The sequence below is a fragment of the Streptomyces sp. NPDC045998 genome (assembly GCF_056430285.1).
The window spans coordinates 1-23,665 of sequence record NZ_JBWKLJ010000006.1 but is presented as its reverse complement, the minus strand read 5'-3'; the positions used below and the strand labels follow the sequence as shown (position 1 = coordinate 23,665).

19 protein-coding genes and 1 pseudogene are annotated in these 23,665 nt (G+C 73.6%); 11 read left to right on the top strand and 9 right to left on the bottom strand.

What is annotated here, in order from left to right; all coding sequences use genetic code 11:
- The 4 genes from AC07FJ_RS18810 (at position 1) to AC07FJ_RS18795 (ending at position 4,875) form a co-directional block, all read left to right on the top strand.
- Positions 1-552: an isoprenylcysteine carboxyl methyltransferase family protein gene (locus AC07FJ_RS18810; RefSeq protein ID WP_479050845.1), complete on the top strand. Its 552-nt coding sequence runs from the start codon at positions 1-3 to the stop codon at positions 550-552.
- Positions 549-1,568 carry an NAD(P)/FAD-dependent oxidoreductase gene (locus AC07FJ_RS18805; RefSeq protein WP_479050250.1) on the top strand — a complete coding sequence of 340 codons (1,020 nt, stop codon included), beginning with the start codon at positions 549-551 and terminating at the stop codon, positions 1,566-1,568. Before AC07FJ_RS18810 ends, AC07FJ_RS18805 begins: the two co-directional genes overlap by 4 nt.
- Positions 1,569-1,861: 293 nt before the next feature.
- Positions 1,862-2,743, top strand: coding sequence for an oxygenase MpaB family protein (locus AC07FJ_RS18800; RefSeq protein WP_479050248.1), 882 nt, complete (start codon positions 1,862-1,864; stop codon positions 2,741-2,743).
- Between the two features lie 581 nt (positions 2,744-3,324).
- Positions 3,325-4,875, top strand: coding sequence for an MFS transporter (locus AC07FJ_RS18795; protein WP_479050246.1), 1,551 nt, complete (start codon positions 3,325-3,327; stop codon positions 4,873-4,875).
- A gap of 23 nt (positions 4,876-4,898) precedes the next feature.
- Here AC07FJ_RS18795 and AC07FJ_RS18790 read toward each other — a convergent pair whose 3' ends face one another.
- The 4 genes from AC07FJ_RS18790 to AC07FJ_RS18775 all read right to left on the bottom strand — a co-directional run bounded on the left by AC07FJ_RS18790 (position 4,899) and on the right by AC07FJ_RS18775 (position 9,021).
- Complete coding sequence (locus AC07FJ_RS18790; protein WP_479050844.1) at positions 4,899-5,543, bottom strand: adenosylcobinamide amidohydrolase; 645 nt, start codon at positions 5,541-5,543, stop codon at positions 4,899-4,901.
- A 150-nt stretch (positions 5,544-5,693) separates the two neighbouring features.
- The gene (locus tag AC07FJ_RS18785; protein WP_479050244.1) at positions 5,694-6,599 is read right to left on the bottom strand and encodes an oxidoreductase; all 906 of its coding nucleotides are present in this window, start codon (positions 6,597-6,599) and stop codon (positions 5,694-5,696) included.
- A gap of 63 nt (positions 6,600-6,662) precedes the next feature.
- Positions 6,663-8,036: a diacylglycerol/lipid kinase family protein gene (locus AC07FJ_RS18780; protein ID WP_479050242.1), complete on the bottom strand. Its 1,374-nt coding sequence runs from the start codon at positions 8,034-8,036 to the stop codon at positions 6,663-6,665.
- 55 nt (positions 8,037-8,091) lie between these two features.
- Positions 8,092-9,021: a hypothetical protein gene (locus AC07FJ_RS18775; RefSeq protein WP_479050240.1), complete on the bottom strand. Its 930-nt coding sequence runs from the start codon at positions 9,019-9,021 to the stop codon at positions 8,092-8,094.
- Positions 9,022-9,220: 199 nt separating this feature from the next.
- Between AC07FJ_RS18775 and AC07FJ_RS18770 the strand changes: the two genes are divergently transcribed.
- The 4 genes from AC07FJ_RS18770 (at position 9,221) to AC07FJ_RS18755 (ending at position 15,105) form a co-directional block, all read left to right on the top strand.
- A complete protein-coding gene (locus AC07FJ_RS18770) occupies positions 9,221-10,672 on the top strand; it encodes a glyceraldehyde-3-phosphate dehydrogenase (protein WP_479050238.1) in 1,452 nt (483 codons plus the stop codon).
- Between the two features lie 219 nt (positions 10,673-10,891).
- On the top strand, positions 10,892-12,319 hold the full coding sequence (locus AC07FJ_RS18765) for a hypothetical protein (protein ID WP_479050236.1): 1,428 nt from the start codon (positions 10,892-10,894) through the stop codon (positions 12,317-12,319).
- 117 nt (positions 12,320-12,436) lie between these two features.
- Complete coding sequence (locus tag AC07FJ_RS18760) at positions 12,437-13,714, top strand: AAA family ATPase (RefSeq protein ID WP_479050234.1); 1,278 nt, start codon at positions 12,437-12,439, stop codon at positions 13,712-13,714.
- 185 nt (positions 13,715-13,899) lie between these two features.
- Positions 13,900-15,105, top strand: a complete 1,206-nt coding sequence (locus AC07FJ_RS18755) for a vWA domain-containing protein (RefSeq protein WP_479050232.1) — start codon at positions 13,900-13,902, stop codon at positions 15,103-15,105.
- A 5-nt stretch (positions 15,106-15,110) separates the two neighbouring features.
- Here the strand turns inward: AC07FJ_RS18755 and AC07FJ_RS18750 are convergent, their stop codons facing one another.
- Both AC07FJ_RS18750 and AC07FJ_RS18745 read right to left on the bottom strand, forming a co-directional pair.
- A complete protein-coding gene (locus tag AC07FJ_RS18750; protein WP_479050230.1) occupies positions 15,111-15,503 on the bottom strand; it encodes a VOC family protein in 393 nt (130 codons plus the stop codon).
- A gap of 113 nt (positions 15,504-15,616) precedes the next feature.
- The gene (locus AC07FJ_RS18745; protein WP_479050228.1) at positions 15,617-15,907 is read right to left on the bottom strand and encodes a hypothetical protein; all 291 of its coding nucleotides are present in this window, start codon (positions 15,905-15,907) and stop codon (positions 15,617-15,619) included.
- 226 nt (positions 15,908-16,133) lie between these two features.
- On the opposite strand from AC07FJ_RS18745, the gene AC07FJ_RS18740 reads away from it, so the two are divergent.
- Positions 16,134-18,473: a molybdopterin cofactor-binding domain-containing protein gene (locus AC07FJ_RS18740; RefSeq protein ID WP_479050226.1), complete on the top strand. Its 2,340-nt coding sequence runs from the start codon at positions 16,134-16,136 to the stop codon at positions 18,471-18,473.
- Positions 18,474-18,488: 15 nt separating this feature from the next.
- Entirely contained in the window at positions 18,489-18,965 is a 477-nt protein-coding gene (locus tag AC07FJ_RS18735) for a (2Fe-2S)-binding protein (protein WP_479050224.1), read from the top strand.
- A 160-nt stretch (positions 18,966-19,125) separates the two neighbouring features.
- Here AC07FJ_RS18735 and AC07FJ_RS18730 read toward each other — a convergent pair whose 3' ends face one another.
- A complete protein-coding gene (locus AC07FJ_RS18730; RefSeq protein WP_468292040.1) occupies positions 19,126-19,872 on the bottom strand; it encodes a helix-turn-helix transcriptional regulator in 747 nt (248 codons plus the stop codon).
- A gap of 748 nt (positions 19,873-20,620) precedes the next feature.
- Entirely contained in the window at positions 20,621-21,961 is a 1,341-nt protein-coding gene (locus AC07FJ_RS18725; protein ID WP_479050221.1) for an aminotransferase-like domain-containing protein, read from the bottom strand.
- A 487-nt stretch (positions 21,962-22,448) separates the two neighbouring features.
- On the opposite strand from AC07FJ_RS18725, the gene AC07FJ_RS18720 reads away from it, so the two are divergent.
- Positions 22,449-23,096: a LysE family translocator gene (locus AC07FJ_RS18720; protein ID WP_479050219.1), complete on the top strand. Its 648-nt coding sequence runs from the start codon at positions 22,449-22,451 to the stop codon at positions 23,094-23,096.
- Here the strand turns inward: AC07FJ_RS18720 and carB are convergent.
- Positions 23,018-23,665 (bottom strand): annotated as a pseudogene (gene carB / locus AC07FJ_RS18715) (carbamoyl-phosphate synthase large subunit); the annotation flags it as partial. The gene AC07FJ_RS18720 and the pseudogene carB sit on opposite strands and share 79 nt — an antisense overlap.

The window sequence follows — 23,665 nt, the reverse complement described above, 5'->3', positions numbered from 1 at the left end:
ATGGTCTGGTACACGGTGCTGGTGCTGGCCGTCGGCCTGGAGCGCGTCGCGGAGCTCGTGGTCGCCCGACGCCACACGCGCTGGAGCCTGGCGCGCGGCGGCGTCGAGTCCGGCCGGGGCCACTACCCGGTGATGGTGGTGCTCCACACCGGGCTGCTGGCCAGCTGCCTCGCCGAAGTATGGGTGGCCGGGCGGCCCTTCACGCCCGTGTTCGGCTGGGCCATGGTGGCTGTCGTCGCGGCGGCGCAGGCCCTGCGCTGGTGGTGCGTGCGCACGCTGGGGCCGCGCTGGAACACCCGGGTCCTCGTCGTGCCCGGCCTGCCGCTGGTGTCCGGGGGCCCGTACCGGTGGCTGCGCCACCCGAACTACGTGGCGGTGGTCGCCGAGGGCCTGGCGCTGCCGCTGGTGCACGGGGCGTGGCTGACGGCGGTGGTGTTCACGGTGGTCAACGCCGTGCTGCTGGCGGTACGCGTCCGGTGCGAGGAGGCGGCACTGCGGTCGGCGACGGGGGCGGCGCCCGGGGCGGCGCCGTGCGTGGAGGCCACCCGGTGATCGACCTGCTGGTGGCGGGCGGCGGCCCCGCCGGGCTCGCCGCGGCGATCCACGCGGCGCTCGCCGGCTGGGAGGCCGTCGTGGTGGAGCCGCGCCCGGGCCCGGTGGACAAGGCGTGCGGCGAGGGCGTCATGCCGGGCGGCGTCCGCTCCCTGCGCGCGCTGGGCCTCGCCCCGGCGGGGCGTGAACTGCGCGGCATCCGGTACGTCGACGGGCCCCACCGCGCGCAGGCGGCCTTCCGGGACGGTACGGGCCTCGGCGTGCGCCGCACCGTCCTGCACACGGCGCTGGCGCGCCGGGCCGCCGAGCTGGGCGTCCGGTGCGTGGAGGGCAGGGTCGGCGACGTACGGCAGGACGCGGACGGGGTGAGCGCCGGGGGGCTGCGGGCGCGCTGGCTGGTCGCCGCCGACGGCCTGCACTCCCCCGTGCGGCGCACCCTCGGCCTGGAGCTGCCGGGCCCCCGGCTGCCCCGGCGCTACGGGCTCCGGCGGCACTACCGGGTGGCGCCCTGGTCGGACTTCGTGGAGGTCCACTGGTCGCCGTACGGGGAGGCGTACGTGACGCCCGTGGCCGACGACCTGGTCGGCGTGGCGGTGCTGAGCACGGTGCGACGCGGGTACGAACGGCACCTGGACGCCTTCCCCGAGGTGGCCGGCCGGGTGCGGGGCGCGGCGCCGACGAGCGCGGTGCGCGGCGCCGGGCCGCTCCGGCAGCGGGTGCGCGCCCGGGTGGCCGGGCGGGTGCTCCTCGTGGGTGACGCGGCCGGGTACGTGGACGCGCTCACCGGCGAGGGCGTCGCGCTCGCGCTGGCGTCGGCCGAGGGGGCGGTGGCATGCCTGCGGGCGGGACGCCCACGCGCGTACGAGGGGGCGTGGCGGAGGCTGTCGCGGCGGCACCGCCTGCTGACGGAGGCACTGGTCCGGCTCAGCTGCCGGCCGGGCACGGCCCGGCTGGTCGTACCGCTGGCGTCCCGGCTTCCCCCGGTATTCGCTGCGGGCGTGCACGCGCTGCGGTGAGGGCCCTCGACCGGCACGGCTCCCGCCGAAGGAGCGGGGCCGGGGCGGGAGAGGTGACCGGTACGGCTCTTGCCGAGGGGGGTGGGCCCCGGGCGGAGACGTGACCGGCAGCGCTGTTGCCGAGCGGGCGGAGCCCGGACAGGGAACACGACCGGTACGGCTCTTGCCGAGCGGGCGGAGCCCGGACGGGGAACACGACCGGCGCGGCTGCCGCCGACGCGGTCGGCCTTGGGCGGGAACGCGACCGGTACGGCTCTTGCCGAGGGGGTGGGCCCCGGGCGGATACTTGACGGATGAACCTCTCGGCGCCGGGTCTCACCGAGCTGCGGGAGCGGCTCGGCTCGACGCTGTTCGCCCGGGTCGCGGGGCCGAGTGGCCGGGCGAACCGCGCGCGTATCCATGGCGCGCCGGGGCCCCGCTGGTTCGCCGCGGACCGGCCGATCCGCCAGGTGCACGGCGAGGCCGCGATGTTCATCGGCGGGCTGCGCGCGCTGCTCCTGCAGTCGCTGCACCCGCTGGCCATGGCCGCCGTGGCGGGCCATTCCGACTACCGCGGCGACCCCTGGGGGCGGCTCCAGCGCACCAGTACCTTCCTCGCCATGACGACGTACGGCGCCGCGGACGACGCCCAGCGGGCGGTGGACCGGGTCCGCGCCGTGCACGAGGGGGTGAAGGGCGTGACCGCCGACGGGGAGCCGTACCACGCCGCCGACCCGCACCTGCTGGCGTGGGTGCACGTCGCCGAGGTGGACAGCTTCCTGTGCGCCCACCAGCGCTACGGCGCCCACCCGCTGGACGCCGAGGGCTGCGACGCCTACGTCGCCGACACGGCACGCGTCGCGGCCGCGCTCGGCGTGGTCGACCCGCCCCGCGATCTGGCCGGGCTCGCCGAGCGGCTGGCCTCCTACCGGCCGGAGCTGCGCGCCACGCCGGAGGCCCGCGAGGCGGCGCGCTTCCTCCTGCTGCGCCCGCCGCTGCCGGCCGTCGCCCGCGCCCCGTACGCCGTCCTCGCCGCGAACGCCGTCTCCACGCTGCCGCGCTGGGCGCGCGGGTTGCTGGGGCTGCCGTACCTGCCGGTGCTGGAGGCGGCCTGCGTACGGCCCGGCGGACATGCGCTGACCAGGACGATCCGGTGGGCGCTGGCTCCTGCGCCGCCGCCGCCCGGAACGCACTGAAATCCGCGGGGAACGCGGAGATAAAGGGCGGAGGGGCGTTCGCGGGGGTGGCCCAGGGCAACGACCGCGTCGGGTGGGAGCGACATTGATACGCGTTCCTCTCGTCGAGAACACCCGCCTCGTGCGGGGGGGGCTCGCCGCGCTCCTGTCTCGCGAGGAGGACGTCGAGGTCGTCGCCGAGGCCGGCGGGAGGGCGAGGTCCTCGCGCGGGCGCAGCTGTGCCGCCCGGACGTGGCCGTGATCGACGTCGACTCCCAGGAGGGCGCGCACGGCTGGCGGGGTGCCGGATGCTGCTGATGATCCGCGACCGCCTCGGCGGCCCAGTTGTCGAGCTCGTACCGCAGCCATCCGTCCGGCACGGGACATCTGGTCTGCGCGAAGAGGATTGCACCCGCCGCCCGCCCCGGAACACCACTCTTCGTCACGCGTGTGCCGTGAGAGCGTCATCCCGGACCCGGGAGAAACGCGGATGCCACCCCCTCCACCTGCGCTTTCCCCGGAACGCCACGACGGCCACCCCGCCCGCGGACCCCCACGAGGATTGGTTAGGCTCCCCTAAGTTATTCTCGTGAAGGAGCCGCATGCCGTCCGTGTCCCCGCAGCACCCCGTCATATCCGAGGGGCACCCCCGGCGCTGGCTCATCCTGGGCGTCATCTGCCTGGCGCAGCTCGTGGTGATCCTCGACAACACCATCCTCAACGTCGCCGTGCCCACCCTCACCCGGGACCTGGGCGCCTCCGCCGCCGATGTCCAGTGGGTCATCAACGCCTACGCGCTGGTCCAGTCGGGCCTGCTGCTCACGGCGGGCGGCGCGGCCGACCGCTACGGGCGCAAGCGCATGCTCATGACCGGGCTCGCGCTGTTCGGGCTGGGCTCACTGGCGGCCGGACTGGCCCAGTCCACCGGCCAGTTGATCGCCGCCCGCGCCGGGATGGGCGTCGGCGCCGCCCTGCTGCTGACCACCACGCTCGCCGTCGCGCTCCAGGTCTTCCCCGAGCCGGAGCGCGTACGGGCCATCGGCATCTGGGCCGCCGTCAACGCCCTGGGCTTCGCCGCCGGGCCGCTGGTCGGCGGTGTGGTCCTCGCGCACTTCTGGTGGGGCGCCCTCTTCCTGGTCAACCTGCCGGTGGTGGCGCTCGGGCTGGTCGCGGCCGCCGTGCTCGTACCGGAGAGCACCGCTCCGGGCGGGGCGCGCCCCGATCTGCCCGGTGCGCTGCTGTCCACGGTGGGCATGGCGTCACTCGTCTACGTCGTCATCACCGGGCCCGAACACGGCTGGACCTCGGGGCCGGTGCTGGTGGGCGCGGCCCTCGTCGCCGTCACCGCGACCGCCTTCGTACGGTGGGAGCGCCGCGTCGCCCATCCCATGCTGGACCTCGGCTTCTTCCGCGACCGCACTTTCACCGGCGCCATCGCCGGGGCGCTGCTGATCACCTTCGGCAGCGGGGGCGCGCTGTACCTGCTGACCCAGCAGCTGCAGTTCGTGCACGGGTACGGCGCGCTGGAGGCGGGGCTGCGCACGGCGCCGTTCGCGCTGACCGTCGTGCTGCTGAACTTCACCGGGGTCGCGGCCCGCGCCAGCCGGGCCGTGGGCATCCCGGGGTCCGTCGCCCTCGGCATGGGGCTGCTCGCGGCGGGCCTCGCGGTCGTCGCGGTGCTCGACTCCCAGGGCTTCGGCTACGGCGGCATGCTCGTCGGGCTGGTCCTGATGGGGACGGGGTGCGCGCTGGCGAACCCGGCGATGGCGGTGGCGGTCCTGAACGCGATCCCGCGCGAGAAGGCGGGTGTCGGCGCGGGCATCGAGGGCACGGTCACGGAGTTCGGCAACGGCCTCGGCGTCGCCGTCCTCGGCGCGGTGCTCAACTCCCGGTTCGCCGCGCTGGTTCCGGTCCCGGCGGCCGCCTCGCTCCCGGCGGCGCTGGCCGCCGCGGACTCGGCGGGCGAGCGGGAGCGGATCGCGGACGCGTTCGCCTCCGGCCTGGTGACCAGCCAGTTGGTCGGGGCGGCGGCCGTGCTGGTGGGCGGCCTGCTGGCCGCGGCGCTGCTGCGGCGCGCGGAGAAGGGGGCGACCGCCCCGGCACAGGCGGCCCCCGAGGCGCCCGAGAAGTCCGCCGAGACCGCGTCGGTCTGATCGTGCCGGGGTTCGCCCGCCCCCTAGCTTGGTTGCGCCTCCGCCGTGGCGCCCGTCAGGACGGCGCGGTGGACGGCGCGGGCGAGCCGCGCGCCCCACAGTGAGCGCGGTCCGGCGAAGGCGTGCGGCTCCTCGCCGGGGCGGGGGACGCGGGCGGCGACGCACACGGCGTCGGTGGGCGTGCCCGAGCAGTCGTGCCCCGCTTCCAGCAGCGCCTGGACCTTGGCCTCGGTGGCCGTGGCCACCGCGTTGACGAGGGCGGCGTCGGTCAGGGCGGCCGGGACGGCGACCACGATGTTGATCGTCCCGGCCGGCGGCGGGCCGGCCTCGCCGTCCTCCGGCGAGGCGGCCCAGGTCGACACGCCCAGGCCGACGGTGACGGCCGCCTCGACGCCGCCGTCGGCGGCGTGGGCGCACCGCGTGACGTCCGCGGCCGTCATCAGCCCGACCCCGGCACCGCGGGCACCGGCGCGGTGGGCGAGCGCGGCCAGGTGCCGGGCGGGGTCGGTACGCCGGTAGCCGTGCGGCACCTGGGCGTTCAGGACCCACGCCCGCTCCCCTATGCCGCCGCCCAGCACCGCGCTGCCGGCCATCCGCCAGCCGTCTCCCGCACGCCACACCAGCGCGGGGAGCCGTATGCCGTCCTCCACGTGCCAGAGCAGCTCCATGGCCAGGGCGGGCGGCAGGGGCGCGCGGGAGGTGAGGGTGGAGGACACCGGGGGCTGCTCCTCGGGGGAGGGCGCGGGGGCGCGGATACGGCGGAACCGGCTGATCCTACGCGCAGCCGCGCCGGCGCCCGCACCCGCGCGTCAGCCGGCTCACGCCGCTCGCCGGTGGAGGCGGTCCAGGAGGGCCAGGTCGTCTTCGGAGAGGCGCAGCGCACCGGCGGCCACGTTGGCGGTGAGGTGCTCCGGGTCACCCGTACCGGGGATGGCGAGCACGTGCGGCCCGCGGTGCAGCGTCCAGGCGAGCCGGACCTGCGCCGCGCTCACGCCGTGGGCGCGCGCCACGGCGAGCACCTCGTCGCCGTCCGGTTCACCGGCCCCCGCGTCGCGCCCGGTACCGGCGATCGAATAGAACGGCACGAACGCGATCCCCTGCTCGCCGCAGTCGCGCACGAACGCGTCGTGCTCGGGCCGTACGCCGATGCCGTACGGGTTCTGTACGCACACCACCGGCGCGATGGCCCGCGCCTCGGCGAGCTGTTCGGGGGTGACGTTGGAGACGCCGAGGTGGCGGATGAGCCCGGCGTCCCGCAGTTCGGCGAGGGCGCCGAAGCGGTCGGCGATCGAACGGTTCCCGAGCATGCGCAGGTTGACCACGTCGAGGTGGTCGCGGCCGAGCTGGCGCAGGTTCTCCTCGACCTGGCCGCGCAGCTGCCCGGGTTCGGCGTGCCACCACTCGCCCGAGGGGTCGCGGTGGGGTCCGACCTTGGTGGTGATGACGAGGTCGTCCGGGTAGGGGGCCAGCGCCCGGTTGATCAGCTCGTTGGCGGAGCGCAGCCGGGAGAAGTAGAACGCGGCGGTGTCGATGTGGTTCACGCCGAGTTCGACGGCGCGGCGCAGGACGGCTATGGCCTGGTCGCGGTCGCGCGGGGCGGCGTCGGGCGCGAACGCCTCGCCGGTCTGCGGCAGGCGCATGGCGCCGAAGCCCATGCGGTTGATCTCCAGGTCGCCGAGTGTCCAGGTGCCGGACGCCGCCGCGGTGATGGTCTGTGAGGTCATCCCGGGATGATCACCCCAACGCCCGTAAGACGCCAGCCCTTTGGGGCGCCTTTGGGACATCTCTCACCTTTGCCGTCCGGAGCTCCCCCCGGGGCGTCCGGTCACGGCCGTACGGCTCACCGCCGCCGCCAGCTTGCGCAGCCGGCGCCAGTCCAGCGCGGGGGGCGCCTCGGGCACCCCGGGCCGCAGCCGCGGTACGCGGACGCGCAGCGCGCCCGGTGCGGCGCGGCAGTGGACGGGGGCGGGCAGGACCAGCGCCTCGCCGTCGATGCCGACCTCCAGGGTGGGGCTGTCGGCGTCGACGACGACCTCGCGGGCCGTGAGCACCGTGAGCCCGTTGGCCTCGGGGTCGAGCAGCAGCCCGGCGGCCGCGGCGGCGCCGTCCACGCGGATGCCGAGGACGCCGAGGACCCCGGAGTCGAGCCGCTCGCGACGGCCGAAGCCGAACGGCTCGTCCCTGCGGTACGGGTTGTTGCTGACGAGCACGGCTTGCGGGCCGGTGAGCACCGTGCCGCCGGCGCGGGCGGTCAGCCGGGGGCCGCTCTGCCGGGTGAGCAGGTCGGGCAGCATGTCCAGCGCCGTGCCGACCTTGTCCTCCCGGTAGGCGGGGCTCTGCACGACGGCCCCGTAGACGCCGAAGGAGACGTTGTTGACGAAGGGGCGCCCGCCGGCGAAGCCGAGGTCCACCCGGAGTTCCACGCCGTCCGTGAGGGCGTCCAGGCAGGCGGCGGGGTCGTCGCGGTCGAGGCCGAGGTCCATCGCGAAGTGGTTGCGGGTCCCGGCGGAGACGACCAGGAACGGCAGGTCGTGCTCGGCGGCGACGGCGGCCACCAGCGCCTGGGTGCCGTCGCCGCCCGCGACGCCCAGCAGGTCCGCACCGTCCGCCACGGCGCGCCGGGCGAGCTCCGCGACGTCCTGGTGCCGCTCCGGGTCGAGCAGCACCACGCGCGCGCCGAGCCGCTCGGCTTTCTCCTTGAGGCGGAAGCGCGCCACCTTGGAGCCGCCGGACAGCGGGTTCATGAACAGCACGGCCCGGCGCGGCGGCGGCGTGCGGTGCTCCTTGGCCCGTACGGGACGCAGGCCGGTGCTCCGCAGCGCGTACCGGCCGGTCCACACGGCCGCGCCCCACAGGGCGAAGGACACCGCGAGGGCCCTCAGCAGGCCCGCGGCCGCGAACAGGGCGATGACGGCGAGGGGTGTCGCCGCCGCCAGCGCGGCGGCCGCCACGCGGACCGCTCCGCGTGTGGTCAGCGCCCACCACAGCGCGGCCGCCGTGGCGGCCAGGCCGGCGACGCCGACCAGGAGCAGCAGGACGCCGCCGACGCCCGCGTACAGCAGCGGCACCAGCGCCGCGAACGCCGCCGCGGTGAGGGACGCCCGGGCCGACCACCGCTGCGCGCGCTGCACCCGCCCGTGCGCGTCCCATCCGGTCCCCATGTGCCGTCCCCTCCCTCGCCTCCGGACATCGTAGGAGCGGCGGCCCCTTGCCGCCTTACGCGGCGTCGGGCGCGGCCGTGTCCTCGGACGCCTGGGCGACACCGTCGTCGAGGACGACGGTGATGGGCTCCCCCGGGCCGCCGACAGCCGAGAGCCGGTCCGCGATGCGGCCGTAGACGGTGGCGGCCACGGCCCACTCGGCTCCGAGCACCTCGGCGTCGGCGCGGGTGTGCCATACCCTGATGAGCAGGGCGATCAGGGACATGCCCGACACCGTGACCCGCAGCCTGCCTCCGCCGAGGTCTTCGACCTGGTGCGGCGTACGGAAGTGGGGGTGGTGGGCGGCGAGCTCGGCGAGGAACTCCCAGTGGTGCTGGTGCACGACCAACTGGGCCCGGGCCACACCGGCCGCCTTCATCAGCAGCACGCCGTGGACGACGTCTTGCCCGGGCGGCGCCTCGCCGTCGCCGCCGGGCCCGGCGGCCGCCGGGCCGGGAGGCACGCGCTCGCCGCGGCGGTAGGCCGCTTCGATGACGTTCTTGAGCTCCGGACCCTTGCCGGGGCTGCCGTTCCGGCCCCCGTTCCGGCCGCCGTCGCCGCTGGGGCCGGCCTCTTCGGCGTGTTCCTCGTCGCGTTCCATCGTCCCCTCCTCCTGGTCGCCCGCGACGGCCGCGGAAGACGCGTCGGCGAGGCGGCCCAACCCCTCGACGACGTCGCACCGCAGGGCGCGGATCTCCCCCGTCAGGCCGTCCAGAGCCTCCAGCTCCCGGCCATCCCGGCCATCCCGGCGCAGGCTCGCGGCAGCGCCCCGGATCGCTTCACGGGTCCGCTGGTGCTCGGTGGCCACCGCGCCGGAGAGCGCCGTCAGCGCCTCCGTCTGACCGTCCAACTTCGTGATGACGTCGTTCACACGGGCTTCGGTCACGACCGGCACGACCGGCCCCGCGCGGCCCTTACCGATGCCGAACAGGCGTTTGCACCCCACGTAACCCCCTCGTCACGCGCCGTAGCGAGCGATCCGATCATGCCCAGGTGAACCGCATGCGACGCGGCGTTTTTCAGCCGCCGCGGCACCGGTACCACAGGGGCCGACGGGGCCCGCGAGGCCCTGGGGGCACCCTCATGAACGATCAAAAAACCATGGGGTTAGCATATGAGCGCCGCCTAGCTCGAAAGATGGACCTGTGACTGTCAACGACGACTCGTTCACCAATTGGAAGACCCGCGAGGAGATCGCGGAGTCGATGATCCCGATGATCGGCAAGCTGCACCGGGAGCGGGACGTCACCGTCCTGCTGCACAGCCGCTCCTTGGTGAACAAGTCGGTGGTCAGCATTCTCAAGACCCACCGATTCGCCCGGCAGATCGCCGGTGAAGAACTCTCCGTCACCGAGACGATGCCCTTCCTGCGCGCCCTCACCACGCTCGACCTGGGTCCGTCCCAGATCGACATCGGCATGCTCGCCGCGACGTACAAGACGGACGGCCGCGGTCTGTCGGTGGAGGAGTTCACCGCCGAGGCCGTCGCCGGTGCCACCGGCGCCAACAAGATCGAGCGCCGCGAGGGACGCGACGTCGTCCTCTACGGGTTCGGCCGCATCGGCCGCCTCGTCGCCCGCCTCCTCATCGAGAAGGCCGGCTCCGGCAACGGCCTGCGGCTGCGCGCCATCGTCGTGCGCGGCGGCGGTGAGCAGGACCTGGTGAAGCGCGCCTCGCTGCTGCGCCGCGACTCGATCCACGGCCAGTTCCAGGGCACCATCACCGTCGACGAGGCGACCAACACGATCGTCGCCAACGGCAACGCGATCAAGGTGATCTACGCGAACGACCCGTCCGAGGTCGACTACACCGCGTACGGCATCAAGGACGCCATCCTCATCGACAACACCGGCAAGTGGCGCGACCGCGAGGGCCTGTCCAAGCACCTGCGCCCCGGCATCGACAAGGTCGTCCTGACCGCCCCCGGCAAGGGCGACGTCCCGAACATCGTCCACGGCGTCAACCACGACACCATCAAGCCGGACGAGCGGGTCCTGTCCTGCGCCTCCTGCACCACCAACGCCATCGTCCCGCCGCTGAAGGCGATGGACGACGAGTACGGCGTCCTGCGCGGTCACGTCGAGACCGTCCACTCGTTCACGAACGACCAGAACCTGCTGGACAACTACCACAAGGCCGACCGCCGCGGCCGCTCGGCGCCGCTGAACATGGTGATCACCGAGACCGGTGCCGCCTCCGCCGTCGCCAAGGCGCTGCCCGACCTCAAGGCGCCGATCACCGGCAGCTCGATCCGCGTCCCCGTCCCGGACGTCTCGATCGCCATCCTGAGCCTGCGCCTGGGCCGTGAGACCACCCGCGACGAGGTCCTGGAGTACCTCCGCGACGTCTCGCTGCACTCGCCGCTCAAGCGCCAGATCGACTTCACCACGGCCCCCGACGCGGTCTCCATGGACTTCGTCGGCTCGCGCCACGCCTCGATCGTCGACGCCGGCGCCACCAAGGTCGACGGCGACAACGCCATCCTCTACCTCTGGTACGACAACGAGTTCGGCTACTCCTGCCAGGTCATCCGCGTCGTCCAGCACGTCTCCGGGGTGGAGTACCCGACCTACCCGGCCCCGGACCCGGCGGTCTGATCCCGGCCCCGGACCCCTCCGGACCTCGGACCCCGCCGCGGCGGCGCCTCACGGCGCCCGCCCGCGGCGGGGTCCGCGTCGTTCAGCGGGCCTGCGAGGCGCAGGGGTGCCCGGGCGAAAAGGAGGCTGACAGATCGTCAACGGCATGGTTACGATGCCGGTGATGAACTACTTCTCCTCGTACGGATTGGGGGACTCGTTCGCTCAGGGTGAGCGCTGATGGCACCTCACTTCGCGAACGGGCTTCCGACCCGCCTGCTGATGTGGCAACGCGTGCGCGAGTACGCCGTGCCACCGTCCATGATCGAGACCGCGACCGCACGGCGTGCGGTCGGTGACTGGGCGGGGGCCTGCGCCGCCGCCCGGATCGACGTCGACCTCGATCTGCGCGCCGTGCGCGACCGTCACGGCACCGAACTCGCCAACCGCCTCCGTGCGGATCTGCGCCGACTGGCGCCGGATCTGCTGCGCTGGCACATGCCCCGGATCGCCCCCGACGGGCGGCTCCGGCCCGGCCTCACCCTCTCGCTGGCCCGTTACGGGACTCCCGGCGGCCCGTCGCCGCAGTTGGTGGTGCGGACACCGCCGGCCTGGGCGGACGCCGGGCAGCGGATGGCCGTCGCCCTGTGGGAGGGGCCGCATGCCCACCCGCATGCCCACCCACACCCGCACCCGCACCCCGACCGGCGTTTCCGGCTGGACCTGCACCGGCACCTCTGGGACTCCGCACGCAGCGGCGAGCTGGCGCGGCGGTGCGGTGCGGACGAGCCGCCGTCGGACCGCGGTCCGTTCCCCGCACGATGGGCCGCCGAGGCGGAGTCGCTGTTGCGCGCCGAGGGCCGGCCCGCGCGCGGGGCCTTCGCCGTGCGGCGGGGGGCGCGCAGTCACGCCGTGTTCACGCTCGTCGCCCCCGACGACGGCCACGCCCCGACGGTGCGCCCGCTACGGGAGGCGCTGCCGCCGCACGAGGCCGCGGCACTTCCGGTGCTGCCGGAGGCGGCGGTCCGGGCCCTGCCCGACCTGGAGTTGCTGCGGGCCGGGCTGATCGCGCCGGAGCGGCTGCATCCGCTCGTCGCCGAGGCGCTGGCGGCGTACGGCTCCGCCTCGGTCGTCCGCCCGGTGTCCGAGCCCGGTGATCCGCACCGGGTGGAGTGCCGGGGCGAGATCCACCGGATCGCGCTGCGCGACGGCGTGCTGACGGCGGTCGACCACGACCCGGACCAACTGCGCCGCGAGGCGCTTCTGGTGGCGCTCGGCGGGCCACCGCTTCCCTGCCTGCGGGCGATCGACACGGTGCACCGCGATCCGGAGGCGTTGCCCGCGGTGCGGGAGCGGCTGCGCCACGGTGACGTCGCCGGGGCGCTCGCCGTGGTCGAGGGCCTGCTCGGGCCCGGCGCGGTCCTGCGCGACGGGCCGCTCCGCGAGGAGCTGCGGGCCGCCGCCGACCGCCGCGTCGACCACGGGCTCTTCCGCTCGGGGCTCGTGCCCGTACACCCCGCTTCCGGTACGGCGCTGGCGGCCGCGAACTCCTCGGGCGCGGGCCATCCGCAGGCCGGGCACCGCCCGCGGCTCGACCGCCGGACACCTTCCGTGCTGCGCCACAAGCGGAGCAGCCGGACCCGGCCCCGTACCGGCCTGACCTCCTGACCGGCGGCCCACGGCCGCCCCCTTCTGCCTTCCCTGTACGGCGTGTTGAGCGCCGCATGCCTTTACGACCTCCGGGACGGGCCGTTCCGTCCCCTTCTCCCACCCCAGGTGATGCCCATGACCACGAGTACGCTCCTGCCCGCCCCGGCCACCGGCGCCGCCGCGACCGACGCCCAGCTCGCCGTCGCCGACGACCTCCTCGCCCTCCTGCGGACGACCACCACCGAGCCGCGCCCCGACGAGCAGCTCGAAGCACTGACGCTGGCCGTCGCCGCCGACCTCCCCGTACTGCTCTGGGGTGAGCCGGGCATCGGCAAGACCGCGGCGCTGACGCAGCTCGCCACCTCCCTCGACCTGCCGCTCACGACCGTGATCGCCAGCGTCCACGAGCCGTCCGACTTCTCCGGGCTGCCCATCGTGGGCGACGACCCCGCGGTACGCGGTGTGCCGATGGCGCCGCCGCAGTGGGCGGTGGAGCTCGTACGGGCCGGGCGGGGGCTGCTCTTCCTCGACGAGCTGTCCACCGCCACCCCGGCCGTGCAGGCCGCGCTGCTCCGGGTCGTCCTGGAGCGGAGGGTCGGTGAGCTGCGACTGCCCGAAGGGGTGAGGATCGTGGCCGCCGCCAATCCGCGCGCGTCGGCGGCGGACGGCTGGGAGCTGAGCCCGCCGCTGGCCAACCGGTTCGTGCACCTGTACTGGGTGCACGACCGGGAGGTGGTGGTGCGCGGGCTCGGCGGGGTCTGGCCGCGGGCGGAGCTGCCCCGGCTGGTGCCGGAGCTGCTGCCGGAGGCGGTAGCGTTCGCCCGGCGTGCGGTCTGCGGCTTCCTGAAGGCGCGGCCGACGCTGATCCACCGGCTGCCGAGTACCGAGACGCGGCGCGGCGGCGCCTGGCCCTCGCCGCGCAGCTGGGAGGCCGCGCTGACCCTGCTGGCCTTCGGTACGGCGGCCTCCGCCTCCCGGGAGGTGCTGGCGCTGTTGGTGCGGGGAGCCGTGGGCGACGGGCCGGGGCTCGAACTCCTCGCCCATCTGGACCGGATGGACCTGCCGGACCCGGAGTCGCTGCTGGCCGATCCGGCCGCCGCCGAGCTGCCGGAGCGGGGCGACCTGCGTCAGGCGACGCTGGAGGCGGTGGTGGCCGCCATCGGGGCGCGGCCGGAGCGGGAGCGGTGGGAGGCGGGGTGGGCGGTGCTCGTCCGGGCGCTGGAGACCGGCGCCCCGGACCTGCTGGTCGCTCCGGCGACGGCGCTGGCGGCGCTGCGGCGCGACGACTGGGAGGTGCCGCGGGCCGTGGAGCGGCTGACCGGGGTGATCGGCCTCGCCCAGGGGGCGGACCGGTCGGTGGGCCGCGTCACGGCGGCGGCCGGCGCCGGAACCGCGGCGGGGGCGCGCCGATGACGGGGCCCGCCGCTCAGCGCCCGGTGACGGGACCGGGACCCGGGCCGGGCCCGCTGCGGGGTCCCCACCCGGCGCCGCGCCCGGTCCCGCGCCCGGCGCCACGTCCGGCGCCACGTCCGGCGCCACCTGCGATGTCCCGGCCCGCGCCACAGCCGTCGCCCCGCGGGCCCGTAGTCCCGCTGGACATGGAGAAGTTGCTCACGGCCCGGCTGCACGCGGTGAAGGTCCGCCCCTACCTCGCCGACGCGCTCTTCGCCCTGCACGTGGTGGAGGACCGGTCGGTGCCGACGATGGGGGTGGACGCGCACTGGCGCTGCTACGTCTCCCCCGCCTTCGTGGCCCGCACCCCGGTGGAGGAGCTGGCGGGCGTCTGGGTGCACGAGGTCTCGCATCTGCTCCGGGACCACCACGGGCGGGGCGAGCGGTACGCCCGCGAACACGAGGCGTACGGGCCGGGTGAGCGGCTGCGGCGCAACATCGCGGCGGACTTCGAGATCAACGACGACATCTACGGCGATGGCCTGCCCAGGCCCGCCGGCGTGGTGCTCCCGAGCATGCTGCGCCTGACCGACGGGCTGCTGATGGAGGAGTACCTGCGCACGGCGTCGATGTCCGGGCTCGTCGCGGAGCTCGCCTGGCTGGACTGCGGCAGTGGTGCCGACGGGCAGGAGCGCCCCTGGGAGCTGGGGGCCGACGGGGCACACGGGCTGACCAGGCAGCAGCGGGACGCGGTCCGCTTCCGGGTCGCGGAGGGCATCAAGGGGAAGCCGGGCAGCGCGCCGGAGGGGTGGCGCCGGTGGGCGGAGGAGGCGTTCCACCCCCCGCAGCCGTGGCGTCGGTTGCTGGGGGCGGCGGTCCGCTCGGCGGTGGGTGCGCCGGGCGCGGGCGAGAACCACAGCTACCGGCGCCCGTCCCGGCGCTCGGCCGGTGTGCCCGGGGTGGTGCTGCCCAGTCTGCGCCGTACGCCGCCCCGGGTCTGCGTCGTGATCGACACCTCGGGGTCGGTGAGCGACGCGGAGCTGGGCAGCGCGCTGCTGGAGGTGGCGGCCATCGCGCGGGCGGTGGGCGGGCGGCGCGACCTGGTGTCGGTGATCTCCTGCGACGCGGCGGCCCGGATCGCCGTCCCGCTCTGCCGCGCCGAGAACATGGAGCTGATCGGCGGCGGGGGCACGGACCTGCGCTCCGGTTTCACCCGGGCGCTCCGCTCCGGGCCGCGCCCGGACGTCATCGTCGCCCTGACGGACGGTCAGACGCCCTGGCCGTCCGCGCCACCGCCCTGTCGCACGGTCGTCGGTCTCTTCCCCCGTCCCGCCCGCGCCAGGGACGAGAGGAACCCCGACTACGTCCCGGCCACCCCGCCGGCGTGGGCGCGTGTCGTCACCATCGGCTGAGCGGGCTAGGGGGTGTCTTGCGCGTCCTGCGGGTACCAACGCAGTTCGACGGTGTTGCCGTCGGGGTCCCGCACGTAGACGGACTGGGCGGAGCCGCGGGCGCCGAAGCGGCTGACCGGGCCCTCCAGGACGTCGAACCGGCCGGAGTCGATGACCTCCTGCCAGTCCACGGGGTCCACCACCAGGCAGATGTGGTCCACGTTGGACTCGCCGCGGGGCCGCTTGAACAAGTCGATGATCATCGTCGGGCTGACCCGTACGGACGGGAACGGCACCTTGCCGGCCCGCCACTCCTCGACCCGGACCGGCTCCAGGCCGAGGGGTCCGCAGTAGAACTCCAGGGACCGCTCGACGTCCTCCACGTTGAGCACCACGTGGTCGAAATCCTTGACCCGCACGGGGCCACCCCCTCCGGTGGTCCGGGCCTCCCGGCCGGGACCGCTTGTACGACAGACGGACGGCCGCCCGGGAACACCGGGGGACCGTCCGTCCACAGTAGCGGGGTGCCTTGTCAGCGGAGGCCCGGCACCAGACCGAGCACGGGCGCCACCGGAGCGACGAGCTGCTTGAGTTCTCCGAGGCGGTGCAGCCCGCTGAGCCCACCGAGCTGCTGGGACACCCGCGGCACCTCGGAGCGCCGCTCCGGGGGCATGGAGCTCATCATCAGGTCTTCGGCCTGACTGAGGAGGGACGGCCCCTTCGGCCCGATGGGGAGGCCGACCGCGTCCGCCGTGGGGGCGGTCAGCGCGGTGGTGCCGGCGGCGAGGACGAGGGCGGCGAATACACGTTGCGTCTTGGTCACAGCCCGACCAACGCCGCGCCCCGGCGGAGGATGCGGCCCGTTACGCCATAGGGGTGCGGTGCGGCCGCGTCTCCTCGACCGCCGCGCCGCGCGGTGGAGGCGGCGGTCCACAGCAGCTGGAAGTCCCCGACGCGAACCGCCCGTTCCAAGCCAGACCAGCGCCGCCGGGGCGCGGGTTTCCGCCGCTCCCCGGCGGGATCGAGTGACGGGAGGGGAAGATGAGGAGATGACCGGTCCTGATCGCACGAGTCAGCCCGTGCCCGGTGCGCCCGCCCTCGGGAGGCGCCGGTTCCTCGGTTACGTACTGGCCGCTCCGACCCTGGTGACCGCCGCCGAGTTCGGTACGGCGCCGGGGGCCGCCGCGGCCGGCGTCCCCGCACCGGGCGCCGTGTCGGCGGGCATCCCCTCACCGGACATCACCGAGCTGTTCGACCTCAACGACGTGATGACCGCGGCGGCCCTGCCGACCGCGCACCTGATCACGGTCGAGGTGAACGGGGACGGCACCGTGTCGTTCGCCCTGCCGCGGGCCGAGGTCGGGCAGGGCATCACCACGTCGACGGCGATGCTGATCGCCGAGGAGATGGACGTACCGGTGGAACGGGTCCGGGTCACGCTGGCCGACGCGCGCCCGGAGCTCGTGTTCAACCAGCTCACCGGCGGATCGAACACGACCGTCTCGACGTACACGCCGATCCGGGTCGCGGCCGCCCTGGCCCGGGCCCGGCTGCTCCAGGCGGCGGCGGGGGAACTCGGGGCGGCCGTCACCGACCTCAGCCTGGAGGCGGGGGTCGTCACCGGCCCGGCGGGCCGGGGCATCGGCATCGGGGAGCTGTCCGGGAAGGCCGCGAGCGCCGCGACACGGCGGATGTCCGTGGAGCTGAAGGCGCGTGAGCGGTTCACCGTGATCGGCAAGCCGCACGACCGGATCGACGCGCTCGCCGCGGTCACCGGACGCAAGAAGTTCACGATGGACCTGGACGTACCGAACGCCAAGCCGACCATGGTCTGCCGCCCTCCGACCATCAACGGCAGGGTCGGCGCGGTCGCCAACCTCGACGAGGTCCGCGCCCTGCCAGGCGTCACCGATGTCGCGGTCGTCTCCACCGGGGTGGCGGTGCGCGCGGAGACCTTCGGCCAGTGCGTCGACGCCGTGCGCGCCCTGCGGGTGTCGTGGCAGCCCGGCACCGTGGAAGGCGCGTCCGACGAGTCCGTACGCAAGGAGCTGCGGGCCGCCGAACCGCCGTTTGGACTCCCGCCGTTGACCCCGGTCGCGGAAGGCCGGTTCACCTTCCACTTCCGCGGCAACAGCGCGCTGGAGCCCAACTGCGCGATAGCCGACGTACGGCCCGACCGCGCCGAGATCTGGGCGTCGCTGAAGGCCCCGATCGTCGCGCAGCAGACCATCGCGGCCAAGCTCGGGCTGCCGCCGCGCGCGGTCACGGTGCACGTCACCGAAGGCGGGGGCTCCTTCGGGCGCAAGCTGTTCTTCGACGCCGCGCTGGAGGCCGCCGAGATCTCCCGGCGGATCGGCAAGCCCGTCAAGCTCATGTGGCACCGGGCCGACGACTCCCGCCAGGGGCGCGCCCACCCCATGGCCACCTCGCGCGTGCGCGTCGCGTACGCCGGCGACACCGTCCTCGGCTACCAGCAGCGGCACACGAGCGTCTCCACCGACTTCGGCCACGGGCTCGGCGAGATCCTCACCGCGATGGCCGCGAAGCTGCCGGTGGGTGACATCGGGTTCGCCGAAACGTTCTTCCAGCTCTCCCAGTCGATGCCGTACGACTTCGGCGTCACCAGCCGGCTGCTGAGCGAAACCGCCAAGGGCTTCAACACGGGCAGCATGCGCAACGTCTATTCGCCGGACGTCACCTGCGCCCGGGAGCTCGTCGTCGACCGGCTCGCCGCGAAGATGGGAAAGGACCCGTTCCGGTTCCGTCGCGCGTTCCTCCGCGACGATCGCGCCCGGGCCGTGCTGGAGAAGGCCGCCGAGGCCGGGGAGTGGGGCAGGTCCATGCCGGCCGGCACGGCGCAGGGCATCGCCTTCCACTCGGAGTACCACTCCGCCAGCGCCGTACTGGTGGAGATCGACTGCCGGCCCGAGACCGTCGGCCGTCCTATCCGCGACGGCGTGACGGGACCGCGCGTCACCAGAGCGGTCGTCGCCGTGGACGTCGGGCTCGCCGTCAACCCGCGTGGGCTGGAGGCGCAGATGATGGGCTGCGTCATGGACGGGATCGCCCAGACGCTGACGGCCGGCCTCCACCTGCGGGACGGGTACTTCCTGGAGGCCAGTTGGGACAACTACTTCTACACCCGGCAGTGGAACACGCCACCCGAGCTGCAGGTCATCGTGATGCCGGACACCACGGGGGAGCCCGGGGGCGCCGGGGAGCTCGGGGTCGCCGCGTCGATGGCCGCGGTCGCCTGTGCCTACGGCCGTGCCACGGGAACCATGCCGACCGCCTTCCCCATCAACCACGGCACGCTCTCCTTCATCCCCAAACCGACCGTCCCGCCGATCCCGCAGTCCCCCACCGACGGCCTGGACCACGTCCGCTGACAACTTGGAGATCACGTGCCGGAGTACACGTTCCGCCTCAACGGTGAGCAGGTCACCGTCGACGTCGACGGCGACGTGCGGCTGTTGTGGGTGCTGCGCGACGTCCTGGGGGTCACCGGGCCCAAGTACGGTTGCGGCATCAACGTCTGCAAGGCGTGTACGAGCCACCTCAACGGCAGGGCCGTCAACCCGTGCGCGGTCCCCGTCAAGGACCTGAGCCCGGCCGACGAGGTCACCACGATCGAAGGGCTCGCGGCCACGGTGGGCGCGGAGCTGCATCCGATGCAGCGGGCGTGGCTCGACCACGACGTGGCGCAGTGCGGCTACTGCCAGCCCGGCCAGATCATGGCCGCCGTCGCGCTGGTCCGCCGGGTGGCGGAGGAAGGCCGCAAGGTCACTGACGAGGACCTCGATTCGCTGCGCAACATCTGCCGCTGTGGCACCTATCCCCGTATCCGCGAGGCGATCAAGGCGGGCGCCGAGCGGATGTGAGGGGTCGGGCAGGGGTGAGCGGCCGTGCCGGAGCGGACGGCACCGGGGGGTCGGCGCCCCGGTGCCGTACGGACGTGAAGGCGCCGCCGGGTGCACCGGCGGCGGTACAACGATGTCAGGCCGCCCGGGTACGCGTTCCGGAGGCGGGGAAGCGGGGTCGTCAGCCGCAGTGTTCGCGCGTGGTCTGCCGGCGTGGGCGCGTCTGGGGGCGTGGGGTCTCGCCTAACAGGGAGTTTTCCGGTTCGAGGAGCCGCCGCTGGGACAGGAGGTACCCCAGCTCGGCCCTGCTGCGGCTCCCCAGGGCTTCGGAGACCTTCCGAATGTGGGTGGAGACGGTACGGGCGCTCACGCCGAGCCGGGCCGCGATGGTCTCGTCCGTGTGGCCGGTCACGACCATGCGGAGGACGGTCCTGCGGACGGAGTTGGTGAGCAGGTCGGGGCGGTGCTGTTCGGTGGCGAGGGCAATGGGCTCCGCCCGCTCCCACATGTGCTCGAACACCTTGGTGAGGAACTCGATCGCACCGGGGTGCCGGATGGCCAGTGCGGCGCTCTTCCGCTCCGGTGCACCGGGGATGAAGGCGATCGACCGGTCACAGATGATGACGCGTTCGAAGATCTCGTCCAGCGTGCGCACCTGGGCCCCCTCGGCCAGGACCTGTTCGATGTACGCGAGGGTGGGGCCGTGCGACCGCACACTGTGCTGGTAGAGCGTGCGCTGCCGTACCCCTTTGCGTACGAGTGCGAGGTCGCGGGGCAGGGCCTCGGCGAGCAGCGCGGGCGAACGGCCGCCGCCCGGCTGCGCGGTGAGCAGCTCCTCCTTGCAGGACCCGACGGCCAGCCGCAACGCCTCTCCGATGACCTCCTCGCCACCCAGGTGCTCGATGGGCAGCTCTGCTTGGCGCTGCACTTTTCGGTAGACGGCTTCCGCTGTGAGAAAGGAGGAGCGCAGTGACTCCAGGGTTTTCCGGCGCTGTTCGATGTCGCGCTCCACGGGTCGCGTGAGCTGCGCTTCCGCGATGTTCGGCGGAACGGGGACATACAGATCCTGTCCCCCGGGCAGCGGCCTGAGGAGCCCGCACCGGATGAGGCACCGGGGCACATCCCCGGACACCGTCCCCGTCTCCAGCGCCTCGCGGTACCACCGCAACCCCTCTTCACACAGGCGTACCACTTCGGAAGTTGCCGCTATGTCCGAATGTTGACGCATTTGCCCATCCTTCGTGTTGCCGCAGTTCGCGATCAGGATGGCAGTCAGGCTCGCATCGCCGCCGGAATATGCGCAGGATGGATGTGACGCAAAGAAAGTGGCCGAACGAAACAGAAGTGACACCTTCCGGAAGCCGGTTCATCAGAATCCGCACCGGTAGTTTCACGCACAGGAACCGCGCACCGTTAAACGTGGAAACAATCACATCGATAAGGTGACGATATGTGTTGGACCGTCAGCGCTGCACACACTTGCCTTTCCACGCCCACACCCCCCACCCCTCACCTGCGGTACGACTCGGCCTGGGGCTGACACACGAAGAGCACGGACCACGCAATTCGCTATCAGGCCCTTTTTCGCCCGTGATTTCCCCTCGATTCGTCTCATAATGTGAGACGAATCGAGGGTGCCGGCACGGATTGCCGTCCTGCGGCCCGCCGTGTCGGCGCTAGTCGTGGGCGAGGTCGTCCGGGGTCGACCGGGCGAGGTCGCCCAGGGTCTCCAAGGCCCGCGAGAGGGTATCTGTCCCGGGTGAGGCCAGGCCCAGGCGGATGGCGTGCGGGGCGCGGTGGCGCCCGACCGAGAACGCCGCGGCCGGAGTCACCGCGATGCCGTGCCGCGCCGCGGCGGCGACGAACGTGTCGGCACGCCACGGACTCGGCAGCTCCCACCAACGGTAGTACGAGCGGGGATCGCCGCGCGTCACGAACTCGCCGAGATGGCGCTCGGCGAGCTCCTGCCGTGCGGCGGCCTGCCGTTGCTTGGCCCGCACCAGCGCCCGTACGGTTCCGTCCGCCTGCCACTGGGCCATCGCCTCCAGCGGGAACCGCATGGGCGCCCAGCCGCCGGAGCGCAACGACGCGGCGACAACGCCCGCGACGGTGGCGGGAGCCACCGCGAACCCGAGCGACAGGCCCGGGGACACCCGCTTGGACAGGCTGTCGACGAGGAGCGTCCGCTCGGCCGCACGCGAGGCGAGGGGCGGCAGATCATCCCGGAGGAAGGCCCAGACGGCGTCCTCGATCGCATGGATTCCGCAGGTCAGCAGCGTATCGGCCAGGTGATCGAGCCGCCGCTCCGGCATGGTGAGCGACAGCGGGTTGTGCAGGGTCGGCTGGACGTAGACGGCGTGCAGCGGGCCGGCGCGGTGCGCTTCCTCCACGGCCTCGGGGATGAGCCCGTCCTCGTCCATGGCCAGGGGCACGAGGGTCACTCCCAGCCGGGTGGTGATCGCCTTGAGCACCGGATAGGTCAGCTCCTCGACACCGAGCCGGGCGCCCGGCCGCGTCAGCGCGGCGACGACGGCCGAGATCGCCTGCCGGCCGCTCCCGGCGAACAGCACCCGCGCCGGATCCGGTCGCCAGTCGCCGCGCACCAGCAGATCCGCCGCCGCCTCGCGCGCGGCGGCGGTGCCGGCCGGGCCGACCGGCCGCAGCACCGACTCCAGGCACTCGGGGTGCAGCAGCTTGCCGAGTCCCTCGGCGAGCAGCCCGGGCTGCTCGGGCACCACCGGGTAGTTCAGCTCCAAGTCGACCCGGCTGTCCGCCGGTTCGGACAGGGCGGGGGCGGCGGTCGCGGCGGAGGCGGCGCGCACGAAGGTGCCGCGGCCCACGTGGCCGACGGTGAGGCCCCGGCGGGCGAGCTCCTGATAGACGCGCGTGGCCGTGGAGTTCGCGATGCCGTACTGCTGGGCGAATTCCCGCTGCGCGGGAAGCCGGTCGCCCGTTCTGAGCCGCCCCGCTCTGATCTCCTCCGCCACCGCGTCCGCGACGTTCCGATAGTCCGTCATTGCCCTCGCCTCCCGTACCGATCGCATCGAAGCACAGGATTGCCCCGAGTTCAATATTGCGGATTGAACCGAGTAAAGGATGGAGCTTACACTCGAGTTGCTCCGACGCCCTGCTCGGCAACCGAGCGGAAGTTCCCCGAACCGCCGCTGGAATTACTTGAGTTGGAGCCAGCCGAAACCGTCCGAGGCAACGTCGAAGCACCGTCGAAGCAGTGCGTACAACCGGAACGGCCTTAACAACAAGGCTGGTTCGGCCGGATGAACTCAGAACACTCCGCACGACCTGGACAAGGAAGGAACCTTCCGCCGGTGAACACCACGGCCCGCGTGACCCCGAGCCGGACCGCCCTCCCGCCGCCCCGATGCGGCCGATCCGCTCTCCTGCACGACATCGTCCACGACCTCTCCGCGCTGCCGCCCGGCACCCACGAGGACTCCTCGGGTGCGACGGCACATCACGGATTCGCACAGAAAGCGGCGGGCAGCCATGGTTGAGTTGAGCGGAGTACTCGGTGTCGCGATGGTGGCCCTGGGGATGGTGCTCACCCCCGGACCGAACATGATCTACCTCGTCTCGCGGAGCATCACCCAGGGGCGGCGTGCCGGGGTCGTCTCCCTCGGCGGGGTGGCCCTCGGGTTCGTGGTCTACCTGCTCGCCACGAATCTCGGCCTGTCCGTGGTCTTCATCGCGATACCCGAGCTGTACGTCGCCGTGAAGCTGGCCGGCGCGGCGTACCTCGCCTACCTGGCGTGGAACGCTCTGAAGCCCGGGGGCGTCTCCGTCTTCGCTCCCCAGGACATCCCCCACGACTCCCCGCGCAAGCTGTTCATGATGGGCCTGATGACGAACCTGCTCAACCCGAAGATCGCCATCATGTACCTCGCCCTCATCCCGCAGTTCATCAACCTGGAGGCGGGGCACGTGCTGCTCCAGGGCATCCTGCTCGGCTCCGTCCAGATCGCGGTGGCCCTCACCATCAACCTGGCCATCGTGCTGGCGGCCGGCAGCATCGCCGTCTTCCTCGCCCGCCGCCCCTCCTGGCTCAAGGTGCAGCGCTACATGATGGGAACGGCGCTCGGCCTGCTGGCCGTCTCGGTCGCCATGGACACCTCGGCCCCGGCCAGTTCGGGCTGATCCCGTCGGCGGGCCGCGGTGAGGCGCTGGGCGTGTTCCTGGAGGGAACGCACGCCCACGCCGCCGTGGTTGAGGGCGTCGATGCCCTGGACGGCGGCGGCGAGCGCCTGGACCGTGGTCAGGCACGGGACGCCGCGGGCGACGGCCGCGGTGCGGATCTCGTAGCCGTCGAGACGGCCACCGGTGCCGTAGGGGGTGTTGACGATCAGGTCGACCTCACCGTCGTGGATCAGACGGACGATGGTCTTCTCCCCGCCGGGGCCCTCGCCCTCGGACTGCTTGCGCACGACGGTGGCGTTGATGCCGTTGCGCTTGAGGACCTCGGCGGTACCGGAGGTGGCCAGCAGCTCGAAACCGTGCGCGACCAGCTCACGCGCCGGGAAGATCATCGACCGCTTGTCGCGGTTGGCGACCGAGATGAACGCCCGCCCCTTGGTCGGCAGCGGACCGTAGGCGCCGGCCTGCGACTTGGCGTACGCCGTGCCGAAGACCGCGTCGATACCCATGACCTCACCCGTCGAGCGCATCTCCGGGCCCAGGACGGTGTCCACACCGCGGCCCTGGACGTC